The 23,032-nt window shown below is 68.5% G+C and carries 21 protein-coding genes; 13 read left to right on the forward strand and 8 right to left on the reverse strand.

The window, feature by feature from the left end:
* The first annotated feature begins 65 nt into the window (after nt 1-65).
* The gene (locus ACZ50J_RS14780; protein WP_464297913.1) at nt 66-1,127 is read left to right on the forward strand and encodes a sigma-70 family RNA polymerase sigma factor; all 1,062 of its coding nucleotides are present in this window, start codon (nt 66-68) and stop codon (nt 1,125-1,127) included.
* Here ACZ50J_RS14780 and hemW read toward each other — a convergent pair.
* A complete protein-coding gene (gene hemW / locus ACZ50J_RS14785) occupies nt 1,121-2,353 on the reverse strand; it encodes a radical SAM family heme chaperone HemW (RefSeq protein WP_464297914.1) in 1,233 nt (410 codons plus the stop codon). The genes ACZ50J_RS14780 and hemW overlap by 7 nt on opposite strands.
* 70 nt (nt 2,354-2,423) lie before the next feature.
* Between hemW and ACZ50J_RS14790 the strand changes: the two genes are divergently transcribed.
* Nucleotides 2,424-3,407, forward strand: coding sequence for an N-acetylglucosamine kinase (locus tag ACZ50J_RS14790; protein ID WP_464297915.1), 984 nt, complete (start codon nt 2,424-2,426; stop codon nt 3,405-3,407).
* Nucleotides 3,408-3,416: 9 nt separating this feature from the next.
* Here ACZ50J_RS14790 and ACZ50J_RS14795 read toward each other — a convergent pair whose 3' ends face one another.
* The gene (locus ACZ50J_RS14795; RefSeq protein WP_464297916.1) at nt 3,417-4,415 is read right to left on the reverse strand and encodes a YeiH family protein; all 999 of its coding nucleotides are present in this window, start codon (nt 4,413-4,415) and stop codon (nt 3,417-3,419) included.
* 242 nt (nt 4,416-4,657) lie between these two features.
* Between ACZ50J_RS14795 and ACZ50J_RS14800 the strand changes: the two genes are divergently transcribed.
* A complete protein-coding gene (locus tag ACZ50J_RS14800) occupies nt 4,658-5,548 on the forward strand; it encodes a LysR family transcriptional regulator (RefSeq protein ID WP_464297917.1) in 891 nt (296 codons plus the stop codon).
* Between the two features lie 33 nt (nt 5,549-5,581).
* On the opposite strand, the gene ACZ50J_RS14805 is transcribed toward ACZ50J_RS14800, so the two are convergent.
* The 3 genes from ACZ50J_RS14805 to lepA form a co-directional block, all read right to left on the reverse strand.
* Entirely contained in the window at nt 5,582-6,052 is a 471-nt protein-coding gene (locus ACZ50J_RS14805) for a hotdog fold domain-containing protein (protein WP_464297918.1), read from the reverse strand.
* A gap of 9 nt (nt 6,053-6,061) precedes the next feature.
* A complete protein-coding gene (trmB, locus tag ACZ50J_RS14810) occupies nt 6,062-6,781 on the reverse strand; it encodes a tRNA (guanosine(46)-N7)-methyltransferase TrmB (RefSeq protein ID WP_464297919.1) in 720 nt (239 codons plus the stop codon).
* 66 nt (nt 6,782-6,847) lie between these two features.
* Entirely contained in the window at nt 6,848-8,695 is a 1,848-nt protein-coding gene (lepA, locus tag ACZ50J_RS14815) for a translation elongation factor 4 (RefSeq protein WP_464297920.1), read from the reverse strand.
* 164 nt (nt 8,696-8,859) lie between these two features.
* Between lepA and ACZ50J_RS14820 the strand changes: the two genes are divergently transcribed.
* Both ACZ50J_RS14820 and ACZ50J_RS14825 read left to right on the forward strand, forming a co-directional pair.
* Nucleotides 8,860-9,489, forward strand: coding sequence for a hypothetical protein (locus tag ACZ50J_RS14820; protein ID WP_464297921.1), 630 nt, complete (start codon nt 8,860-8,862; stop codon nt 9,487-9,489).
* Nucleotides 9,490-9,700: 211 nt separating this feature from the next.
* Nucleotides 9,701-10,348, forward strand: a complete 648-nt coding sequence (locus ACZ50J_RS14825; RefSeq protein WP_464297922.1) for a hypothetical protein — start codon at nt 9,701-9,703, stop codon at nt 10,346-10,348.
* A gap of 51 nt (nt 10,349-10,399) precedes the next feature.
* Here the strand turns inward: ACZ50J_RS14825 and ACZ50J_RS14830 are convergent, their stop codons facing one another.
* Nucleotides 10,400-11,614, reverse strand: a complete 1,215-nt coding sequence (locus tag ACZ50J_RS14830; protein ID WP_464297923.1) for an MFS transporter — start codon at nt 11,612-11,614, stop codon at nt 10,400-10,402.
* Between the two features lie 222 nt (nt 11,615-11,836).
* On the opposite strand from ACZ50J_RS14830, the gene aceB reads away from it, so the two are divergent.
* The 7 genes from aceB to ACZ50J_RS14865 all read left to right on the forward strand — a co-directional run bounded on the left by aceB (nt 11,837) and on the right by ACZ50J_RS14865 (nt 20,750).
* Nucleotides 11,837-13,438 carry a malate synthase A gene (gene aceB, locus ACZ50J_RS14835; protein ID WP_464297924.1) on the forward strand — a complete coding sequence of 534 codons (1,602 nt, stop codon included), beginning with the start codon at nt 11,837-11,839 and terminating at the stop codon, nt 13,436-13,438.
* Between the two features lie 5 nt (nt 13,439-13,443).
* Nucleotides 13,444-14,916, forward strand: coding sequence for an FAD-linked oxidase C-terminal domain-containing protein (locus ACZ50J_RS14840; protein ID WP_464297925.1), 1,473 nt, complete (start codon nt 13,444-13,446; stop codon nt 14,914-14,916).
* A 2-nt stretch (nt 14,917-14,918) separates the two neighbouring features.
* The gene (locus ACZ50J_RS14845; protein ID WP_464297926.1) at nt 14,919-16,139 is read left to right on the forward strand and encodes an FAD-binding oxidoreductase; all 1,221 of its coding nucleotides are present in this window, start codon (nt 14,919-14,921) and stop codon (nt 16,137-16,139) included.
* Nucleotides 16,139-17,461, forward strand: a complete 1,323-nt coding sequence (locus ACZ50J_RS14850) for a (Fe-S)-binding protein (protein ID WP_464297927.1) — start codon at nt 16,139-16,141, stop codon at nt 17,459-17,461. The genes ACZ50J_RS14845 and ACZ50J_RS14850 overlap by 1 nt, the downstream gene beginning before the upstream one ends.
* Nucleotides 17,458-18,018 (forward strand): type II toxin-antitoxin system PemK/MazF family toxin, encoded by a 561-nt coding sequence (locus tag ACZ50J_RS14855; RefSeq protein WP_464297928.1) that lies wholly within the window; start codon nt 17,458-17,460, stop codon nt 18,016-18,018. Before ACZ50J_RS14850 ends, ACZ50J_RS14855 begins: the two co-directional genes overlap by 4 nt.
* A 103-nt stretch (nt 18,019-18,121) precedes the next feature.
* Nucleotides 18,122-19,453, forward strand: a complete 1,332-nt coding sequence (locus tag ACZ50J_RS14860; protein ID WP_464297929.1) for an acyl-CoA dehydrogenase family protein — start codon at nt 18,122-18,124, stop codon at nt 19,451-19,453.
* 52 nt (nt 19,454-19,505) lie between these two features.
* Nucleotides 19,506-20,750 carry an acyl-CoA dehydrogenase family protein gene (locus ACZ50J_RS14865; protein ID WP_464297930.1) on the forward strand — a complete coding sequence of 415 codons (1,245 nt, stop codon included), beginning with the start codon at nt 19,506-19,508 and terminating at the stop codon, nt 20,748-20,750.
* A gap of 110 nt (nt 20,751-20,860) precedes the next feature.
* Here ACZ50J_RS14865 and ACZ50J_RS14870 read toward each other — a convergent pair whose 3' ends face one another.
* Together ACZ50J_RS14870 and ACZ50J_RS14875 are read right to left on the reverse strand one after the other, a co-directional pair.
* Nucleotides 20,861-21,007 (reverse strand): hypothetical protein, encoded by a 147-nt coding sequence (locus ACZ50J_RS14870; RefSeq protein ID WP_464297931.1) that lies wholly within the window; start codon nt 21,005-21,007, stop codon nt 20,861-20,863.
* 133 nt (nt 21,008-21,140) lie between these two features.
* On the reverse strand, nt 21,141-21,497 hold the full coding sequence (locus ACZ50J_RS14875; RefSeq protein WP_464297932.1) for a GntR family transcriptional regulator: 357 nt from the start codon (nt 21,495-21,497) through the stop codon (nt 21,141-21,143).
* A 193-nt stretch (nt 21,498-21,690) separates the two neighbouring features.
* Between ACZ50J_RS14875 and ACZ50J_RS14880 the strand changes: the two genes are divergently transcribed.
* Entirely contained in the window at nt 21,691-23,010 is a 1,320-nt protein-coding gene (locus ACZ50J_RS14880) for a sugar ABC transporter substrate-binding protein (protein ID WP_464297933.1), read from the forward strand.
* Nucleotides 23,011-23,032: the final 22 nt, after the last annotated feature.

A 23,032-nucleotide genomic window follows, 5' to 3' on the forward strand; every position in this document is an offset into this window, starting at 1 on the left:
GCCGCGGCCCGTCCGTTTGTATTCCGTCACCAGTGAGACGTCCGGCTCGCGGCATACTCATCGGAGTGAGCGAAAATTCTTCGCGGGGGCCATCGCCAGCGCCGTCCGCGTGCACCGATGAGGACCTGACGCTGGCGGGCCGCGGAGACCGTGCGGCATACGACCGACTGGTGCGTCCGCTGCTTCCCGAGCTGCACGCGCACTGCTACCGGATGCTCGCCGCGTCTCATGACGCCGACGACGCGCTGCAGGACGCCTTGGTCAAGGCATGGCGGGGGCTCGGCGACTTCGAGGGACACAGCACGCTGCGGACCTGGCTCTACACCGTGGCGACGCGTTCCTGCGTCGACCTTGCGCGCGCACGCGGCCGACGGGCCATGCCGGTCGACCTCGGGCCGGCCAGTTCACACGCGGTCGCCGACGACGCACCGAACACCGACATCACCTGGCTCGGCCCGTATGCCGGCACCGCACCACCGGGCACCGCCTCGCCCGCAGCGCGTTACGAGCAGCGGGAAGCGGTCGAACTTGCCTTCGTCGCGGCGCTCCAGCACCTACCGGGCAATCAGCGCGCCGCGCTGCTGCTCTTCGACGTGCTCGGCTTCGCCGCCGAGGAGATCGCGGCGATGATGCGCACCACGACGGCGTCGGTCAACAGCGCGCTGCAACGAGCCCGAGCGACCGTCGCGCAGCGGATTCCCGATGCCTCCCAGCAGGTCACCGCGCGCAAGATCGGTGACCGGGAGCTGCACGCGGTCGTCGAACGCTTCACGACGGCGCTCGAGCACCGCGACACCGATGCACTCGTCGATCTGGTGACCGAGGACGTCACGTGGGCGATGCCACCGATGCCTCATTGGTATGCCGGGCTCGCCGCCGTCGGCGACTTCGCAGCGCGGGTGCCGATGGGCGACTGCGGCAGCTGGCGGACCCTGCCGACGAGCGTCAACGCACAGCCGGCCGTTGCGTGTTACCTGCGCCCGGATGGTGCGCGGTCCCACGGAGCCTGGGCAATCACCGTCCTGACCCTGCGTGATGCCCGGGTCTCCGGCATCACGTCCTTCCTCGGCGTCGAGCACTTCACCGCTCTCGGCCTGCCGACCGAGTTGCCACCGCTCGCTCAGTAGCCGAGCAGGCGGCGCACCACCGTGTCGGCGAGCAGTCTGCCGCGCAGCGTCAGTCGTGCCGCGGGGTGTTCCCGATGGACCGCCGGTGCGCCTTCGAGCAGCCCATCCGCGATGAGTCCGGCAACAGTTGCTCGACCGGTCGCGTGCAGAGCGTCAAGGGGCAAACCTTCGGTCAGTCGTGTGCCGAGCAACACCTGCTCGTCATACCGCTGCTCGGCCGTGAGCAGCTCGCGGCCGGCGCCCGGCGACGTGCCGGCCATGACCCGATCCGCGTATGGCGCAGGGTGTTTGACGTTCCACCAGCGCACACCGCCGACGTGGCTGTGCGCTCCCGGACCGATGCCCCACCAGTCGTCACCACGCCAATAGGACTCGTTGTGTCTGCATCGGGCGTCAGGTCGACGGGCCCAGTTGCTGATCTCGTACCACTCGAATCCGGCTGCGGTCAGGATGGATTCGGCGATCTCGTACTTCTCGGCCTCGTCGTCGTCCTCCGGCATCCGGACGACACCACGGCGGACCTGCGCCGCGAGCTTGGTGCCTTCCTCCACGACCAGGGCGTAGGCACTGATGTGGTCCGGCTCGAGCTCGACCGCAGCCTCGAGGCTGCGTCGCCAGTCGTCGGCACTCTCGCCGGGCGTGCCGTAGATGAGATCCAGGCTGACCTGCAGGCCGGCGTCGCGCACCGCGCGCACCGCCGTCGCGACCCCGGCCGGATCATGGGTGCGTTCCAGTGTCGCGAGCACGTGCGGGACCGCCGACTGCATGCCGAGGCTGACCCGGTTGAAGCCGCCGTCCGCCAGTGTCTCGGCGACCTGCCGATCCACCGTGTCCGGGTTCGCCTCGGTGGTGACCTCCGCGTCGAGAGCGAGTCCGAATCCGGACCGGACCTCGTCCAGCATGCGCACCAGGTCCCCGGCGCGCAGCATCGTGGGCGTCCCACCACCGACGAAGACCGTGCTCACGGACGGCGCGGCATCGCCGAGCACCTGCCGGGCGAGCCGCAACTCGGCGACCGCCGCGTCGGCATACGTCGAGACGCCCGCGCCATGGCCGCCGAGCTCGCCGATCGTGTAGGTGTTGAAGTCGCAGTATCCGCACCGCACCGAGCAGAACGGCACGTGCAGGTAGATGCCCAACTGGCGCTGCGCGATCCCGTGCAACGCCGCCGCGGGCAGTGAGCCGTCGGAGGGGACCGGTTCTCCGTCGGGCAGGGCTGAGGGCACGTCCCCATGGTAGGTGGCGTCACCACGCCTGCCGGTGACCACATCTCACGCGACCGGTATGAATGGACCCATGAACCTCTTCCTCACCGTCGACGCGGGCGGCACCTCCACACGGGCGCTTGTCCACGACGCCGAGGGGAACTGCTCCGGGTATGCCGTCGCCGGCGGCGGCAACCCCACCGCCTCCGGGGTGGAAGCTGTTGCGAACACTATGCGTTCGGCCGCGGGCGATGCACTGGACCAGGCCGGTGCCGGCCCGGAGCAGGTCGGGCACGCGCTGGCCGCGATGGCCGGTTCGGCGATCGGGCTGACCGGCGTCGAGCGCGGCCTGCAACAGCTCGGAGTCACCGCGCCGTTGCACCTCGGCAGTGACCTGGAGGCGATGTTCTTCGCGGGAACGGCACGGCTCAGCGGCACAGCCCTGGTCTCGGGCACCGGTGCTGCGGCCATCGTCGTCCGCGACGGCGTGACCACGGCGCGCAGCGACGGGCGGGGCTGGCTGCTCGGGGACGACGGATCCGGCTATTGGATCGCCCACCGGTTGGTGCGCGCAGCGACCGCCGATCTGGACGGCCGTGGACCGCGGACCGCACTCACCGACGCACTGCTGCCCGCTGCCGGGGTGACCGGCGACCGGTCCACCGACAAGGACGTGCTGCTCGACCAGCTCGTGACCAACCTCTACGCCATACCGACACCGGGGATCGCCCGCTTCGCACCACTGGCCTTCGAGCAGGCGCCCCACGATGCGATCGCCCGGTCGATCATCGAGGATGCCGCCGCAGCGCTGGCGGACACCGTCACAGCGCTGGCCGCACCCGACCGCGATGCACCACTGATCGTCGGCGGCAGTGTGCTTTTCCACCAGGAGGGTCTGCGCAACCGGGTGACCGAGCTGCTCCGGGAGCATGGCTGGACCGGCCCGGTCGAGCCGATGGCGGACGGCACGCTCGGCGCCGTCTCGATGAACCTGCGTTCCGCGGGCGTCACGGTCGACGACGAGTTGCACGCACACGCACGGAACTCGTTGAACGCCATACGTTCTCGAGGTTGACTCGGGGCGTCAGAGCGTCCCGGTCGCTGCCTGTAGGCCTAGGCTGGCGAGGGAGACGCAGATCCACAGCAATGCGCCGAGCGCGAGCGGCCGCGCACCGGCTTCGCGCAGTTGGGCCGGTCGCATGCCGACGCCGATCGCCGCGAGTGCGACCGTGATCAGGAACGTCCCGAGGAAGGTCAGGCCGTCGTGCCAGGAGCCGGGGATCACACCGATCGAGTTCAGCGTCGCGGCGACCAGGAAGCCGATGAGGAACGCCGGAACGACCTTGCGCCACGGGATGGCCACCCGCTCGCCGTTGCTCACCGCGTCGCGACGGGCGGTCACGAACGCAAGCACGATCACGATCGGGATGATCAGCAACGACCGAGTCAGCTTGACCACGATCGCGTAGGGGCCGGCTCCGTCGCCGAAGCTGTATGCCGCGGCGACGACCGAGGACGTGTCGTTGACCGCCGTGCCGCTCCACAGGCCGAAGGAGTGGCCGGTCATCCCGAGCAGATGCCCGAGCGGCGGAAACAGCAGCACCGCAAGGATGTTGAACGTGAAGATCGTGCCGATCGCGTAGGCGACGTTCGACTGCTTCGGCCGTATGACGGCCGTCGTGGCAGCGATCGCCGACGCGCCACAGATGCCGGTGCCGACGCCGATCAGCGTGGCCACTTCGGCGTTGATGCCGAGCAGGCGCCCGAGCAGGAAGGCGCCGCCGATCGCTACTGCGAAGGTTCCGAGCATCACGGGCAGCGAGCCACCGCCCACGTGCACGACCTGCGCCAGTGACAGACCGGTCCCGAGCACGACGATCGACAGTTGCAGGACGTCCTTGCCGGCGAACCCGAGTCCAGTGGCGAACCGTGGGCCGTGCAGGACCGGGAGTGCCGTGCCTGCGACGATGCCGAGAACGATCCCGAACACCGGCCCGCCGATGACCGGGGCGAAATGACCGAACAGCGTTGCGACACTGGCGATGCCGACAGCGACGAGCAGTCCTGGCAGGTAGGACGACACCGTGCGTGCCAGGTTTCGATACGCCTCCTCCGCTACGCTCCCCCGGCTACTCAACCCGCTTTCATTGCTGGTCGAGTGCCGCGAGGAACGAGCGCCCTCCACGCCGGTCGAGTGCCGCGAGGCACGAGCGGTGTATCGAGACCCGCTGTCGGACTTCGTCGCTATTGCCACACCACAAGGCTCGGGCACCGCGACGCGGCACGGTAGCCGTCATATCTCCATGGCGGGTATATCCTCCGCATATGACGAACTGGCCGGATCTGAGCGCGCTGGAGTTGCTCATCGCTGTCGCCGACCACGGCAGTCTGTCCGCCGGAGCACGCGCCGCCGGCGTGGCGCAGCCCAATGCCAGCCGGTCCATCGCCCGGCTGGAGCGTCACCTCGGCGTGACACTCCTGCACCGATCTACGCACGGTTCGACGCTCACCGACCCCGGCCTGCTGGTCGTCGAGTGGTCTCGGAAGGTCATCCAGGCTGCTCGCGAACTGTCAGCAGGCGCAACGTCGCTCGCCGCAGACAGCACGGATTCGATCGTCGTGGCTGCGAGCCAGACGGTCGCCGAACATCTGCTCCCGTCGTGGCTGGCGGCGCTGCGCGAGACGCATCCGCAGATCCGGATCGAGGTCCACGTCCACAACACCCACGACGTCCTCGACGATCTGCACGAGGCGCGGTGCGATCTGGGGTTCATCGAGGGCCCGCGGCCACCGCGGGGCGTCAATCATCTGGTCGTCGCCCACGACGAGCTGGTCCTCGTCGTGCCGCCGAAACATCCGTGGGCCCGCCGACGCACCCCGGTGACCGAGGCGGAGCTCCGTGCGACGCCGCTGGTGATGCGTGAGGCCGGTTCGGGGACCCGGGTTGCCCTCGAGGACGCACTGGGCGTCCCGGCCACCCCGATGCTCGAACTCGCGAGCAATGCCGCCGTGCGGGTGAGCGTCCAGTCGGGCACGGCGCCGGCCGTGCTCAGTCGGCTCACGGTGTCCGACGCCCTCGCGACCGGCAGCCTCTGCGAAGTGCCGACGACGCTCGACATGCGCCGTCAATTGCGCGCCGTCTGGACCGGTCCGCGCCGACTGGGTGGCGTCGCCGCCGAACTCGTGTCGATCGCCCGCGCAGCCGGTCAGCAGTAGCCGGTCAGACGTCGTCGGGACCGGCCTCGTCGGTCAGGACCGACGGTTCTCGGTCACCCACAGTGGTATGACGCCGCGCACGACCTCGGTGCCGTCGGCCAGCTTGCCGACCACGCGGACATTGACCTCGTGCGGCGTCGGTTGATCCCAGTCCGCCGGGTCGGTCTCCGCGATGCAGTCGACCGCACTCGGCACCTTGGTGATGTATTCGAGCTGAATACCCTTGGGAATCCAGCGAGTTCCTGGCTTCACAGTTGCCTCGGCGAGCAGACCCATCGCAGCTTCCATCCCGTTGGCGACCGCGATCGCGTGAATGGTCCCGATGTGGTTCTGCACGCCCTTCCACTTGCGGATGCGCACGACGCCACGGTTCGGCGCCATCTCGCGCACCTGGGGCTGGACCGTCGCGAAGTACGGCGCACGCGTCACGAACCCGAGAGTGAAGAGCTGCCGCCCGAACGGCTTGGCCGTCAGACGCTGGTAGAGACGGTAGGTCGAGGTCATGACCCGATGTTACTGGTCAGTAGTTCTGCGTGTCCCGACGACGTCCCGCACGATGCGTTCCACCCTGAGACCCTTGCGCTCGAAACGGGTCTCGATCCGCCCCTCGAACCGAGGCGCGAAGCCGCCCCGATCACCCCGCGGGTCCACGTCGGCATCACCCGGGTCGGCCAGGCGGCCGGCATACGGGTTGAGCAACCCCGAACATCCCTCGACGACGTCGCGGATCTGCCAGGCGTAGTCGGCCCAGTCGGTCGCGAGCCGCCAATTGCCTTCCGGTTCCAGCAGATCGGCGATCTTGTCGGCGAACTCCGGTTGCACCAGCCGTCGCTTGTGATGCTTGGACTTCGGCCACGGGTCGGGGAAGAAGGTCCAGACCTCCCGCACGCTCGCCGGTCCGAGCATGGTGGGCAACGCCTGCGCGGCGTCGGCGCAGATCAACCGGACGTTGTCGACACCCTCGTGCACGGCCTTCGCGATGGTCTGTGCCACACCCGGGATCCACACCTCGATCGCGAGGAAGTCCAGCTCCGGGTGCTGCTTCGCGGCGTGCACGACGCAGTCGCCGCCGCCCGAACCGATCTCCACGACGAGGGGCGCGGTCCGCCCGAACACGGATGCCACGTCGAGCCGGAAGTCGGGCTCCACCACCGTGCCCTCGCCGACCATCGGCACGTCCAACAGGTAGGTCGGGCCGTGTTCGGCGAGCGCGCGATGATGCCGCTCGGCCATCCGGCCGCCGCGGCGCGTGAAGGAGCGGGTCCGTGCAAAGTGTCCCGACGAATCAGGCTGCGACACTTACTTCTTCGCCTTCTCGGCAGTGCTGGAGTCCTGCGACAGCGCGGCGATGAACGCCTCCTGCGGCACCTCGACGGAGCCGACCATCTTCATCCGCTTCTTGCCTTCCTTCTGCTTCTCCAGCAGCTTGCGCTTACGGCTGATGTCACCGCCGTAGCACTTCGCCAACACGTCCTTGCGGATGGCGCGGATGTTCTCGCGCGCGATCACTCGCGTGCCGATCGCGGCCTGGATCGGCACCTCGAACTGCTGCCGCGGGATGAGGTCCTTCAGCTTGGTCGCCATGGACACGCCATACGCATAGGCTTTGTCGCGGTGCACGATGTTGGAGAACGCGTCGACCTTGTCGCCCTGCAGCAGTACGTCGACCTTCACCAGGTCGGCTTCCTGTTCGCCGTCGGGCTCGTAGTCGAGAGAGGCGTATCCGCGGGTCTTCGACTTCAACGCGTCGAAGAAGTCGAAGACGATCTCGGCCAGTGGAAGGGTGTAGCGCATCTCCACGCGCTCGGGTGAGAGGTAGTCCATCCCGCGGAGCGTGCCGCGCCGGGACTGGCACAGCTCCATGACCGCACCGATGAACTCACTGGGAGCCAGGATGGTCCCGCGGACCACCGGCTCAGTGATCGAGGAAACCTTGCCGTCCGGGAACTCGCTCGGGTTCGTGACGGTGACCGTCTGCCCGTCGTCGAGCTGCACGTCGTAGACCACACTCGGCAGCGTCGAGATCAGGTCGAGGTCGAACTCGCGCTCCAGCCGCTCGCGGACGATCTCCAGGTGCAGCATGCCCAGGAAGCCGATGCGGAAACCGAAGCCGAGCGCGGCAGACGTCTCGGGTTCGTAGACCAGGGCGGCGTCGTTCAGCTTCAGCTTGTCCAGCGCATCGCGCAGCACCGGATAGTCAGAGCCATCAATGGGATAGAGGCCCGAATAGACCATCGGCTTCGGGTCGCGATAACCGCCGAGCGCCGTCGTGGCACCGCGCCGCGCGGACGTGACCGTGTCACCGACCCGGGACTGCCGCACGTCCTTCACCCCGGTGATGAGGTAGCCGACCTCGCCGACGCCCAGACCGTCCGAGGGCTTGGGCTCGGGCGAGATCACCCCGATCTCGAGCAACTCGTGCACGGCACCGGTCGACATCATCTCGATGCGCTCGCGCGGACTCAGCGAACCGTCGACCACTCGGACGTACGTGACGACACCGCGGTAGGTGTCGTAGACCGAGTCGAAGATCATCGCTCGTGCGGGGGCATCGGCCTCGCCCTGCGGCGCGGGGATCTGCCGGACGATCTCGTCCAGCAGGGGTTCGACCCCCACGCCGGTCTTGCCCGACACCTGCAACACGTCGCCCGGGTCGCAGCCGATGAGGCCGGCGAGCTCCTCGGCATAGCGCTCCGGCTGCGCGGCCGGCAGGTCGATCTTGTTGAGCACCGGGATGATCGTGAGGTCGTTCTCCATGGCGAGGTAGAGATTCGCCAAGGTCTGCGCCTCGATGCCCTGCGCCGCGTCGACCAGCAGGATCGCGCCCTCGCACGCCGCCAGCGAGCGCGACACCTCGTAGGTGAAGTCCACGTGCCCCGGGGTGTCGATCATGTTGAGGCAGTACGTCGCGTCCGCCACGTCCCACGGCATACGCACGGCCTGGCTCTTGATGGTGATGCCACGCTCGCGCTCGATGTCCATGCGGTCGAGGTACTGCGCACGCATCGCCCGCTGCTCCACGACGCCGGTGATCTGCAGCATCCGGTCGGCCAGCGTGGACTTGCCGTGGTCGATGTGGGCGATGATGCAGAAATTCCGGATCAGGTCCGGGGGCGTTGCGGCGGGCGGCAACGCCTGACGAGCCATGGGAGACAACGTGGCTTACCTCGAGAAAGTGGACTGGGATGACTGGAGACAGTCTCCCATGAGCCCGCCGTCCCACCGAACCGGCGAAACCCCACCCCGTAGTTACCGGGTGGTAACCTTGTGGGCCGCATCACAGCAGACCGACAACCGAGGAAAGGATCATCATGACCCCCACCACCCGGCGGATCGGGCTCGCGCTGGCGGCTGCAGGGACCGCAACCGGCCTTGCCGTTGCCACCTCACCCGGCGCGCACGCCGAACCCATCTGGAAACTGCACCACAAGGCGACCGTCGTCACGCACGTCGCCAAGCCGAACAAGGACGTCACCTTCTCCGGCACCCTCGACTCGACCGTGGACATCGGAACCGGCAAGAACAACCTCAGCGCCGCGCTCTCCGTCGGCAAGGGCACCATGAAGGTGGATCTCCCGATCATCCCGGGCAAGCTGTCCGTCCCGAGTGTTGCCACCGCGACCCTGCAGATCGAGCCGCTCGGCCCGGCCAAGGGCTCGTTCGACAGCGGCAAGATCGATGCCACACAGCAGTTCAACGTCCGGATCGTCAAACTGGCTCCCGCCCTCCTGGGCTTCATCAACCTCGTCCCGAATACGTGTATGACGGAGACGCCGGCGACCATGAAGCTGTCCGGCAAGCTGTCCGGCCTCTTCGATCCCGCGACCCTCAAGGGCAGCTACACGCTGCCGAAGTTCAAGGGCTGCGGCCTGCTCACCCCGCTCGTCAGCAGCCTCACCTCCGGCGGTGGCAACTCGGTGCAGGTGCACCTCACCGTCTGATCGGATCCGTTCCGGCCGAAGGCCTCACTCGTCGTGCGCGACGGGTGGGGCCTTCCGTCGTCCAGGGGGCCTCATTCGGGCGCGTCATCGCCGGTGATTGGCGGTGCCGCGTCGAATCACGCAAACCTACGACCACGGAACTTACTTGTTGGTAGTTTGTGATCCCCATCACAGAACTGCGTTTCCTCAGTTCGGCCGAAAGGACACACCCATGGCTCACACCGCACGACGCATCGGAATCGCTCTCGCCGCCACAGGCACCGCAGCCGGCGTCGCCGTCGCGGGGTCCCCCGGTGCCGACGCCGCACCGGTGATCCCGATCAATCAGACGGCCTCGGTGTCGACCTTCGTGGCCAAGCCGGGCAAGACCGTCGTGTTCAGCGGCACGCAGACCGTGAAGGTCGACCTGGGCGCCACGACGAACAACCTGACGGCGTCGCTCAACCTGAAGCCGGCACAGATGAAGGTGGACCTGCCGATCATTCCGGGAGTCTTCAGCATTCCCGGCATCGCCACCGCCACCATGCAGATCGAGCCGCTGGGCGACGCCACGGGCAACCTCAACTTCGCCGATCAGAGCGTGACCGCGACGCAGCAGTTCAACGTGCACATCACCAAGCTGACGCCGCCGATCTTCAGCTTCATCAACCTGGTTCCCAGCACCACCTGTAAGACGTCCGCGCCGGCGACGATGAAACTGAGCGGCAAGCTGACCAGCCTGACCGATCCGCTCACCCTGACCTCGACCTACTCGATCCCGTCCTTCACCGGCTGCGGCCTGCTCACGCCGCTGATCACCCAGCTGACCTCCGGCGGGGGAAACACCGTCAAGGCGACCTTCACACCCGTCGCATCCTGATCGAGAGCACATCGGGCCCGCCCGTCGTCCGCCACGGACGCGGGCGGGTCCTCATCTCTCCCGGCGCGCGAGCAGGGCACTGACCCCGGCGATCGCGATGCCGGCGACGGCGAGCATCGCGCCGACGCGACTGGGCCACTCGTACCCGAGGCCGTGCGCGAGCACGACGCTGCCGAGCCAGGCGCCGAGGGCGTTGGCGATGTTCAGCGTCGAGTGGTTCAGTGCGGCCGCGAGCGACTGCCCCTCGTGCGCCACATCCATCAACCGGGTCTGCAGCAACGGCACGAGCACGGACGGCAGGAGGCCGAGCAGGAAGACACCGAGCACCGCCGTCGGACGGGCCTGCGCGAGGAATCCGAAGGCCGCGAGCAACACCGCGATAGCCGCGAGCATCACGATCATCCCGCGCAGCATCCCGTATGCCGCGACACGGCCCGAGAGCATCGTCCCGAACGTCATACCGACGCCGTACGCGACCAGGATGAAGGGCACGGCGGCGTCGCCGAAGCCGGCCAGGTGCGTCATCGTCGGGGTGATGTAGGAGAAGGTCGCGAACATGCCACCGAAGCCGACGGTGCCCACGCCGAGCGTCAACCACACCTGCGGCCGGGCGAGCGCACTCAGCTCGGAGCGCGCCGACGCCCCGGTATCCGCCGGCTGCATCGGCACCCAGGCGAGGACGGCCAGCACCGTGACGAGCGCGATGACACCGACGAGGACGTACGGCCATTGCCAGCCGAGGTGCTGGCCGAGCAGCGTCCCGAGCGGGACGCCGACGATATTGGCGACCGTCAGGCCGGCAAGCATCATCGCCACGGCCGACGTACGCCGGTGCCGCGGCACCAGCGACGCGGCCACCACCGAGCCGATGCCGAAGAACGCGCCGTGCGGCAGTCCGCTGACGAACCGGGCGATCAGCAGCGTCGCGTAATTGGGTGCCAGCGCCGATCCGATGTTGCCCACGGCGAACGCCACCATCAGCGCCACCAGCACGGCCTTGCGTCGCACTCCGGCCGCGAGCATGGCCACCAGTGGTGCGCCCACCACCACACCCAGTGCGTATGCCGAGACGACGTGACCAGCGGTCGGGATGCTGATGTGGACGCCACCGGCGATCTGCGGCAGAAGTCCCATCGTGACGAATTCCGTTGTCCCGATGGCAAATCCGCCGAGGGCGAGCGCGAACAGCGCGGCCCGGGTTTGCAGTGGCGGCAGCAGCTCGTCGTCGCCGGCAACGGGTCGGCGGGGTGTCACGGAGGTTGTCACCGACCCAGGGTTCCGTGTCACCATGGTTACTCGCGAGTAGATCCGCCCGACGTGACCGGATTCACCCACGACGCATCGCGCGACGACCGCGTGCCGGCCACCCCTTGCGGCCGTCCGCGAGGGGGGAAAGGATCGGCGGGAGGCTGCACGCTAGGCTGCGCGTAGCGAGCCAGAAAATTCCGACATGCGAAAATTTCACATCACATTGTGGAGGTTGCACCAATGTCCGACGAGACCACGCCGACGTTTCCGACCGGCGTGCAAGTCACTGGCCCGATCCAGCCGAGGTATGACGAGATCCTCAGCACGGCCGCGCTGGAGCTCATCGCCGAGCTGCACCGCGCGCTGAACGCTCGCCGGCTCGAGGCCCTCGAGGCCCGCAAGCAGCGCGTCGCCGACGTTGCCGCCGGCAAGGATCTGGACTTCCTGGAGGAGACCCGCTCGGTCCGCGAGGACACCGGCTGGAAGGTCGCGCCGCTGGCACCCGGGCTGGAGGACCGCCGGGTCGAGATGACCGGTCCCACTGATCGCAAGATGACGATCAACGCGCTCAACTCCGGCGCCAAGGCCTGGCTCGCCGACCAGGAGGACGCCAACACCCCGCTGTGGGAGAACGTCGTCGAGGGACCGCTCAACCTGAAGGACGCGATCGACGGCACGATCGACTTCACCAGCCCGGAGGGCAAGGAGTACAAGCTCGTCCCGCCCGAGCAGCAGCCCACGATCATCGTCCGGCCGCGCGGTTGGCACATGCCGGAGAAGCACATCCTGGTCGACGGCGAGGAGACCTCCGGGTCGCTCGTCGACTTCGCCCTCTACTTCGCGGCGTGCGCCCAGAAGCAGATCGACCGCGGCAAGGGTCCGTACTTCTACCTGCCGAAGATGGAGAGCCACAAGGAGGCTCGCCTCTGGAACGATGCGTTCGTCATCGCGCAGGACCGGCTCGGCATACCGCAGGGCACCATCCGGGCAACCTGCCTGATCGAGACGCTGCCCGCAGCGTTCGAGATGGAGGAGATCCTCTACGAGCTGCGCGACCACTCCTCCGGCCTGAACGCCGGCCGCTGGGACTACCTCTTCTCGGTCATCAAGACCTACCGGACCCGCGGTGCGGACTACATCGTCCCGGACCGCAACTCGGTCGGTATGACGGTGCCGTTCATGCGCGCCTACACCCAGCTGCTGGTCAACACCTGCCACCGTCGCGGTGCCTCGGCGATCGGCGGTATGGCGGCGTTCATCCCGAGCAAGGACGAGGCCGTCAACAAGGCCGCCTACGAGAAGGTCACCGCCGACAAGTCCCGCGAGGCCGGCGACGGCTTCGACGGTTCGTGGGTCGCGCACCCGGCCATGGTCGAGACCTGCAAGGACGTCTTCACCGGCGTCCTGGGTGACAACCCGAACCAGATCGCCACGGTCCCCGCGGCCGACGTCAAGGCCGCCGACCTGCTCGACGTGAAGTCGACGCCCGGTGAGGTCACCTCCGCCGGTTTGCGCAGCAACATCGACGTCGCGCTGCAGTACCTCAAGTCCTGGCTCGCCGGGCGCGGTGCGGTCGGCATCCACAACCTGATGGAGGACGCCGCCACTGCCGAGATCAGCCGTTCGCAGATCTGGCAGCAGATCCGCAACGAGGTGAAGCTGGCCGACACCGGTGAACAGGTGACCGAGCAGCTCGTGCTCGGGCTCGTCGACGAGGTGATCGCCGGGCTGCCGGGTGAACCGAGCGACTACGACGCCGCCAAGGCGACGTTCCTCGCGGTCGCGGTCGCCGACGACTACGCGGACTTCCTCACCCTGCCGGCATACGCACGCATGCCCTGATCCGTATGACGCAGTCCGGAGCACCGATCGCAGCTGTCACCGCGCAGCTGCGGTCGGTGCTTGCGTCCGGCGCCGTCATCGACGACCCGACGCAGCTCGCGACCTACGACTGCGACGGCCTGCTGCACTACCGGGTCACGCCCGCCCTCGTGGTCCTGGCGACATCCGCCGACGACGTGCAGCACGCGGTGCGCGCCTGCGCCGAGCACGGTGTGCCGTTCGTGGCGCGCGGGTCCGGCACCGGACTCTCCGGTGGAGCACTCCCCCACGCCGACGGTGTGCTGATCGTGATGAGCGGATTCCGTGAGATCAGAAGCGTTTCCGCACGCGACCAGCGGGCCGTGGTCGACCCCGGCGTCATCAACCTCAACGTCTCCACCCGCACCCGACCGGAGGGCTACTACTTCGCGCCGGATCCCTCCAGTCAGCAGGTGTGCAGCATCGGCGGCAACGTCGCCGAGAACTCCGGTGGCGCCCACTGCCTGAAGTACGGCTTCACGGCGACCCACGTCGTTGCCGCCGAAGTGGTGCTCCCCGACGGGGAGCGCACGACGCTCGGCAGCACCGCGCCGGATGCTCCCGGGTACGACGTGCTCGGCGCCTTCATCGGGTCCGAGGGCACGCTCGGCATCGCGACCGAGGTCACCGTGCGGCTGACCCGGACGCCGGCCGCGGTCCAGACCTTCCTGGCCGGCTTCGCCGACACGGACTCCGCGGGTGCGGCGGTGTCGGCGATCATCGGTGCGGGGATCGTGCCCGCCGCGATCGAGATGATGGACGCACTCGCGATCGAGGCTGCCGAGGCCGCCGTCGCCTGCAACTATCCGGCCGGTGCCGGAGCGGTGCTGGTCGTCGAGCTGGACGGACCGGAGCACGAGGTCGCCGTCGAGTTGGCCGCTGCCGAAGCACACTGCCGCGACGCCGACGCCTTCGAGATCCGGATCGCCGCCGATGACGAGGAACGCCAGGCCATTTGGCGCGGTCGCAAGTCGGCCTTCGCCGCCGTCGGCCGCATCAGCCCCGACTACATCGTGCAGGACGGCGTCATACCGCGCACCGCGCTGCCCGAAGTCCTGCGCTCCATGACCGCGCTGGCCACCGAGCGTGGCGTGCGCGTCGCGAACGTCTTCCATGCGGGTGACGGGAACCTGCACCCGCTGGTGCTCTTCGACGAGCGGGTACCCGGCCAGGCCGAGGCCGCCGAGGACGCCTCGGGCGCCATACTCGACCTGTGCCTCGCGCACGGCGGGTCGATCACCGGCGAACACGGCGTCGGCGCCGACAAGGCCAAGCACATGCCCAAGATGTTCACCGAGGAAGACCTGGACACCATGCAACTCGTGCGTTGTGCCTTCGATCCGACCGGAATCTCCAATCCCGGCAAGGTCTTCCCGACGCCACGCCTGTGCGGAGAGGTCCCCGGGAAGCGACGTGCAGCACATCCCGTGCAGTCGGCCGGGTTGGGCGAGGTCTTCTGAGCATGAAACTGATCGGCACGCTGCGCGACCTCGGGGTCGACGTGCGCCCGGGCGAAGCAGCAGATGCACTCGACGGCCACGTCCCCGGCTGCGTCGCTCGCCCCACGACCACGGCGCAGGTCGCGGCGACGCTGCGCGCCGCCCGCGGTGTCGATGCGGTGACGGTGGTGCGTGGCAACGGCACCAAGCAGACCTTCGGCGGAGCCTGTCCGGCACCCGACCTCGTGCTGGACACGCGTTCGCTGGACCGGATGATCGAGCACCAGCCCGGTGACCTGATCGTGCGGGTCGAGTCCGGTATGCCGCTCGCGACGCTCCAGGACCAGGTCCGCGGCAGTGGACAACTGCTCAGCCTCGACGAGCCGGTGCCCGGCAGCACCATCGGTGGTGTCCTGGCCACCAACAGCAGTGGCCCGCACCGCCTCTCGCACGGCACCGCACGCGATCTGCTCATCGGCGTCACCGTCGTCCTCGCCGACGGCACCGTCGCGCACTCGGGCGGCAAAGTGGTCAAGAACGTCGCGGGCTACGACCTCGGGAAGCTACTGGTCGGCTCGCACGGCACGCTCGCCGTCATCACCGAGGCGACCTTCCGGTTGCACCCGGTCCCCGAGACCCACGCGTGGGTCTCCGCATCGGTTGCGTCCGCGGACCTCGAACCGCTCCTCGCTCGGCTGTGCCACTCACAATTGGCACCGTCCGCGCTCGAGATCGACTGGCATCCGGGCGAACTCGCGACGGTGGCACTGCTGCTGGAGGGCACCGCGGACGGTGTTGCCGGACGTGTCGAGGCGGCGCAGGCCGAGTTCGCTGTCCCGACGGACGTTGCACCGGACCTCGAATGGCCGTGGTCGCTCCCTGGTGCGACCGATGGCAGCGACGTCATCCTCAAGATCACCTGCCGACTCGGAGCCGTGGCCGAGATCGCCCAGGCGGCAACGGAACTCGGCCTCCGGGTGCGCGGAGCAGCAGGCACCGGTGTCCTGTATGCCGCCCCGACGTCCGACTCGTCGACAGATGCACTGGCCGCGTCCCTGCAGGTGCTCCGGCCACTCGCGGGTCGCGCCGGCGGCGCGGTGGTCGTGCTGACCGGGTCCGCGGCCTTGCGCCGGGAGCTCGATGTCTGGGGTCCGGTCGACGGGCTTCCGGTGATGCGCCGGCTCAAGCAGCAGTTCGATCCCGGGCGGCTGCTCGCCCCCGGCCGTTTCGTGGGAGGTGTCTGATGACGCACGAGCTTCCTTCCGCCTTCGACGCGCACAATCCGCCGTCGCAGGAATTGATCGCCGACTGCGTGCACTGCGGGTTCTGCCTGCCTACCTGCCCGACATACCAACTCTGGGGCGAGGAGATGGACTCTCCGCGCGGACGCATCCACCTGATGCAGGCCGGGCTGGAGGGTGCCCCGCTCACGGATCAGATGGTCGAACATTTCGATGCCTGCCTGGGCTGCATGTCCTGCGTCACCGCCTGTCCGAGCGGCGTGCAGTACGACCGGCTGCTGGAGCAGGCCCGAGCGCAGGTCGAGCGGCACCACGAGCGGTCTCGTTCCGAGAAGGCTTTGCGCGGAACCATTTTCAACCTCTTCCCCTACCCCGCCCGGCTGCGCAGACTGCGCGGACCGTTGCGGGCCACGCAGCGACTTGGCCTGGATCGTGCGCTGCGCAGGACGAAGCTGCTGGATCGCTTCTTCCCCGGCCTGGCGGCGATGGAGCGCCTCACCCCGAAACTCGGGGTGCCGGAGCCATTGCCACGTGTGATGCCTGCCGTGGGCGAACAACGTGCGGTGGTCGGCCTGCTGACCGGCTGCGTCCAGGACGTCTTCTTCTCCGACGTCAATGCCGCGACCGCGCGCGTGCTGGCGGCGGAGGGCTGCCGTGTCGTCATACCCGCCGATCAGGGCTGTTGCGGTGCTCTCAGCAGCCATTCGGGTCGAGAGCCCGAGGCACAGGGCTTCGCTCGGCGGACGATGGCGACCTTCGAGGACGCAGCCGAGATCGGGACGATCGTGACCAACGCCGCCGGCTGCGGCAGCGCGATGAAGGACTACGGCACGCTCTTCGCGGCCGAGAACGACGACACCGCAACGCGATCCGCGCAGGACTTCGGCGCGCGGGTGCGTGATCTGAGTGAGGTCCTCACCGAGCTCGGCACCGTTGCGACCCGGCATCCGCTGCCCTTGCGCATCGCCTACCACGACGCGTGTCACCTGGGGCACGCCCAGGGCGTGCGGTCGCAACCACGGGAGCTGCTGCGCGGCATACCCGGTGTGGAGCTGGTCGAGATCCCGGATGCCGCGATCTGCTGCGGCTCCGCCGGCGTCTACAACATCCTGCATCCGCAGACCGCGGCCGAGCTCGGCGAGGCCAAGGCCCGCAGCATCCTGCGCACCGAGCCCGACCTGATCGTGACCGCGAATCCCGGCTGTCTCATGCAGATCGCGAACGCACTGGAGCGGCTCGGCCGCCCGATCCCGATGGCACACACCGCAACCGTGCTGGACGCGTCCATCCGCGGGCTGGCCGCCGAGAGCCTGGTCACCCGATGACCTCACGCCTCGACCTCGCCCGGACGGCCGGCCGCTTCCTCGGCGGCGTACTGCGGAACTCTTGGCAACAGCCCGGGAGGCGTCGGCCCACCGGGACCGTGGCGGAGCGGCGTCGCGGCGACATTCCCTCCGGACCAGCGCATCCCGCGTCGGACTATCCCGGCGACTACGTCGGCGCGCCGTCGATGTCCTACGCGCCGAAGCCGGACGGTCTACCCGATCCCGGCGAAATCGTCTGGGGTTGGGTCCCTTACGAGGAGGACCATGGTCAGGGCAAGGACCGCCCGGTGTTGCTCGTCGGCCGGGACGGTGACTGGTTGCTCGGCCTCATGCTGACCAGCAAGGATCACCATCGGGACGCCGAACAGGAACGCCGTGCCGGCCGGCTGTGGTGCGACATCGGCAGCGGTGACTGGGATCCGAAGCACCGGCCCAGCGAGGTGCGCGTCAACCGGGTGATCCGGTTGTCCGAGCGCAGCATCCGCCGGGAGGGCGCATTCCTCCCCCGCGACCGCTTCGACGCGGTCGCAGCCGCCGTGCGTGCGGCATACGCCTGATCGATCCGGGCCGTCCGACCGTCTTTCGTGGGTGCAGTACCCGATACTCGATGTTTCCGGTACCGTAAGTTACAAGAACATCCGCCTGTCACGAAAGGCAACCATGAGTCACCCGCAATCCAAGCCGTCGCTCGCCGACCGCGGACAGTCCTTCGGCATGCGTCTGATCACCCGCGCCGGTGGCCTGGAAGCGATGAAGAACCCCGCACTGCGCGCCAAGGTCGAGAAGGTTCTCTACCGCGGCGCCCGCCAGGGATTCCGCGCCCAGGTCGCCGCCGGTCGCGCCTTCGCCGCCAAGAGCGGCTCGGGATCGCCGACGCGCACCAAGCCGGCCAAGCCGCGCGTCCAGTTCGACCTCACGCCGAACGACGACCAGGAGATGATCCGCGAGGCGGCTCGCGAGCTCGCCGACGAGGTGCTCCGCCCGGCGGCTGCGACGGCCGACACCGAGCGTGCCGTGCCCGACTCGGTCCGCGAGCAGGCCGCCCAGATGGGTATGGCGCTGCTCGGCGTTCCCACCGAGCTCGGCGGCGTCGCCGAGGAGGCGTCCGCCGTGACGAGTGCGCTCGTCCTGGAGGAATTGGCCCGCGGCGACATGGGACTCGCGGTCGCCGTCATGTCTCCCGCAGCCGTTGCGAATTGCATTGTGAACTACGGGGATTCGGACCAGCAGGCGACATACCTGCCGGCGTTCACCGACGAGAGTTCACCCGCCACCGGAGCCCTCGCCCTGATGGAGCCGCAGCCGCTGTTCGACCCGGCCGCACCGCAGACCACCGGCCGCGTCGAGGGTGACAGCATCGTCCTCGACGGCACCAAGTCGCTCGTGCCCGGCGCAGCGACCTCCGACCTGTTCATCGTCTCGGCGCTGATCGACGGTGTCGCCCGACTGGTCATCGTGCCGCCGACCACCGACGGCGTCACGGTGTCGGACAACCCGGCCATGGGTGTGCGGGCGGCCCACACCGGGACCCTGCACCTCGAGCAGGTCCGGGTCCCCACCACGAACCTGCTGGGCACCGCCGCCGACCACACCGATGCGGTCTCGCGGGCCCGGCTCGCCTGGTCCGCCGCCGCGGTCGGCACCGCGCAGGCCGTGCTCGACCAGGTCGCGACCTACACCAAGGAGCGCAAGGCGTTCGGCGAGCCGATCGCCTACCGCCAGGCGGTCGCTTTCACCGTCGCCAACATCGCCATCGAGCTGGACGGCCTCCGCCTGGTCGTATGGCGGGCGGCCTCGCGCCTGGACCGAGGTCTCGACGCCAGCGAGCAGATCGCGCACGCACGCGCACTGACCGAGAAGCACTGCGCACAGATCGGGTCCGACGGGGTGCAGCTGCTCGGCGGCCACGGCTTCGTCAAGGAGTTCGACAACGAGCGGTGGTTCCGCGACCTGCGCGGCGCCGGCCTGATGGAGGGCGCGCTGCTCGTCTAGAGCGCCCGCCCGCCATACCCCCGAAACGCTTTCATCCCAAAGGATTTCACTCATGATTGATCTTGAGGTTCCGAAGAAGTTCGTCCCCCTGCTGAAGCAGGCGTCCGGCCTCGCGGACGAGGTCTTCCGGCCGATCAGCCGCAAGTACGACCTCGCCGAGCACGAGTACCCGCGTGAACTCGACCTGATGTCCGCCGTCATCGACGGCCTGTCCGACTCCGGCGCGTCCCAGGGTGCCGGTGCGCGCACGACCAGCGGCGGCTCGAAGGAGCCCGCCGGTGTCGGCGCCGGCTCCCGGGGTGCCAAGACGAAGGAAACCGTCAACGGCTCCAACCTGTCGTCGGTCCTGTCGATCATGCAGACCTGCCGCGGCGACGTCGGACTCACCCTGTCCCTCCCCCGCCAGGGGCTCGGCAACGCGGCGATCGCGGCGGTCGCCAACGACGAGCAGAAAGCGCGCTACGGCAGCAAGTGGGCCGCCATGGCGATCACCGAACCCGACACCGGCTCGGACTCCGGCGCGATCCGGACGACCGCGACGAAGGACGGTGACGAATACGTCCTGAACGGCGAGAAGATCTTCGTCACCAGCGGCGAGCGTGCCGAGCTGGTGGTCGTGTGGGCGACGCTGGACCGCTCGCTCGGCAAGAAGGCCATCAAGTCCTTCGTCGTACGCCGCGACAACCCCGGGCTGAAGCTGGTCCGTCTGGAGCACAAGCTCGGCATCCGGGCCTCCGACACGGCAGCCTTCTCGCTCGACAACTGCCGCGTGCCGGCGGAGGACCTGCTCGGCGACCCCGAGATCCGCACCGAGGGCGGCTTCGGCGGCGCCATGCAGACCTTCGACAACACGCGTCCGCTGGTCGCGGCGATGGCCGTCGGGCTGACCCGCGCGAGCCTGGACCTGGCCACCGAGCTGCTCGAGAAGGCCGGCATCACCGCCGACCCGAACGCACCCGTGCACACCCAGCCGTATGCCGCCGCGCGCCTGCTGCAGATGGAGGCCGACTACGAGGCGGCCTACCTGCTGACCATGCGGGCGGCATGGATGGCCGACAACGGCAAGCCGAACTCGATGCAGGCCTCGATGGCCAAGGCGAAGGCCGGTCGCACCTGTGTCGACGTCGCGCTGACCTGCGTACAGCTTTGTGGCGCAACGGGATACGCGGAGACCGAGCTGCTGGAGAAGTGGGCTCGCGACAGCAAGATCCTGGACATCTTCGAGGGGACCCAGCAGATCCAGCTGCTCGTCGTGGCCCGTCGCCTGCTGGAGCTCAGCTCCAGTGAGCTGAAGTAGTCGTCATACGCATGAAGGCCCTGTCCGGTGAACACCGGGCAGGGCCTTTCTGTATGTCGGCACCTCGAGACGCTCGCTCGTCCCTCACGAGCTCCTCGGCGACCTGACAGTCAGCGCGTGGCGTTGGCGCGCTGCATCGCCATCACCAGGTCGTCCCGCGCGCTCTGCGTCGAGGCGCCCCGGATGGCTTCCATCAGCGCCCGACGGCTGCGTGCGGACTCACGACGGTCGCGGATGGCACGGGCGAACGAGGTCATGCTGGTCTCCCTTCGAGACGTATTCGATACCGAATTCTTCGTTATCGAAATTTTACGTCCGCCATACCGTCGGGAGCCAACCCGGCCGGGGTGATTTCGCGCACATCCGTGCGACCGGGAGTTCGGTTGGCGTTCAGGCCTGTTCGAGACTGGTGCGGACGATGCGCAGCAGTTCGTCCGTGCCCAACCCGAGCCGCCGCACCCGTGCCGCGAAGTCGGCCGCCGCCGACGCCGCGAGCGCCCGGGTTCCGTCACCTCCTGCCGCGACCCGCGTCCCGGAGCGCCCCATCCCCTCGACGAGTCCCGCCGCCTCGAGCTCGGTGTAGGCCTTGGCGACGGTGCCGGGCGCCAGCCCGAGCTCCGCAGCCAGCCCGCGCACGGACGTCAGTCGCGCCCCGACGGCCAGCTCACCCGCCTCGATGCGCGCCGCGATCTGATCGCAGATCTGCTGGTACGGCGGGACCGAGCTGTCGTGATCGATGGTCATCATCAGCCCATCGAACCGCCTCCGGCCACGATCCGGAAGACGCGCCGCAACCGGCAGGACCCAAGACGCCTGACGGAAACAATTTTCCCCTACTCTGCCCTTTACGCATCGAAATTTTCGTAGGGTCGCCCTGTCCCGGGTCCATCCCGTTCACCCCCGCTTCACCCCGTCATCGGCCAGCTCACCAAGGAGAACCATGCGCACCACGACAGCTGCGGCACTCGCCTCACTCACCGCTCTCACCCTGGCCCTGGCCGGTTGTGGTGACAGCGGTGGTTCCGACGGTTCGGGCGGCTCCGGAGGCGGCGCGACCGCGGGCGGTGGCGGCAGCGCCAAGTCACTGACCTTCTGGGTCATGAAGGGCACGAACCCGGACGCCTCGAAGTTCTATGCGGAGGCCAAGAAGGAGTTCAAGGCGAAGACCGGCGCGACGCTGAACATCCAGGAGGTCGAGTGGGCGGATGCCCATGACCGGCTGGTGCGTTCGTTCGCGGGCGGCGGTGGTCCGGACGTGTCCGAGATCGGCACGACGTGGACACCGGAGTTCGCGGCGGCCGGCGGCCTGGCCGACATCACCAAGCAGGTCACCTCCTCGGGCATGGGCAAGGACGAGCTGAAGGCGCTGAAGGACTCGGCCACGTATGACGGCAAGCAGTACGGCGTCGGCTGGTACGCCGGTGTCCGGGCGATCGTCTACCGCAAGGACGTCTTCGCCAAGGACGGCATCAAGGTCCCCACGAACTGGGCCGAGCTGGAGCAGGCCGTCAAGACGCTGAAGACCAAGGAGCCGAAGATGGCGGCGATGCCCATCGCCGGCGGTTCGTCATACGCCTCGGCACCGTTCATCTGGGGTGCGGGCGGCGACTTCGCGACCATGTCCGGCGGCAAGTGGAAGAGCACGCTGGACTCCCCGCAGTCCCAGGCGGGGCTGAAGTTCTACACCGACCTGGCGCTGAAGGACGGCTCGTCCACCACCGCGGCCTCCACCTGGAAGGAGACCGACCTGCTGGACGCCTTCGCCAAGAACAAGGCGGCAATGGTCATCCAGGGCAACTGGACGCCCAAGACCGCCATCGAGCAGAACCCCGATCTGAAGAACAAGATCGGCGCGTTCGCGATCCCCGGCAAGAACGGTGGCGTGGCGCCGGCGTTCCTCGGTGGCTCCAACCTGTCGGTGATGGCCACCAGCAAGAAGCAGGACCTCGCCTGGAAGTTCGTCCAGCTGATGACGACCGGTGACCTGGCCAAGAAGTGGGCCGACCAGACCGGTTACCTGCCGACCACCAAGACCGCCCTGCAGCCGTTCGCCGACAGCTCCGACAAGCTCGTCGCGCCGTTCGCGACCGCGATGCTCAAGGGCGGCCGGAACGTTCCGAGCGCGCCGCAGTGGGGCACGGTCGAGGGAAACCAGACCATCACGCAGATGCTGCAGTCGATCCTGACCGGCACGTCGGTGCCGGCGGCGACCAAGAAGGCATCGGAGGCGATCACCTCCACGCTGAACGCCAAGAGCTGACCGCCGCCCCTCCCCGACCGAC

It is taken from the genome of Flexivirga sp. G2, from assembly GCF_055397625.1.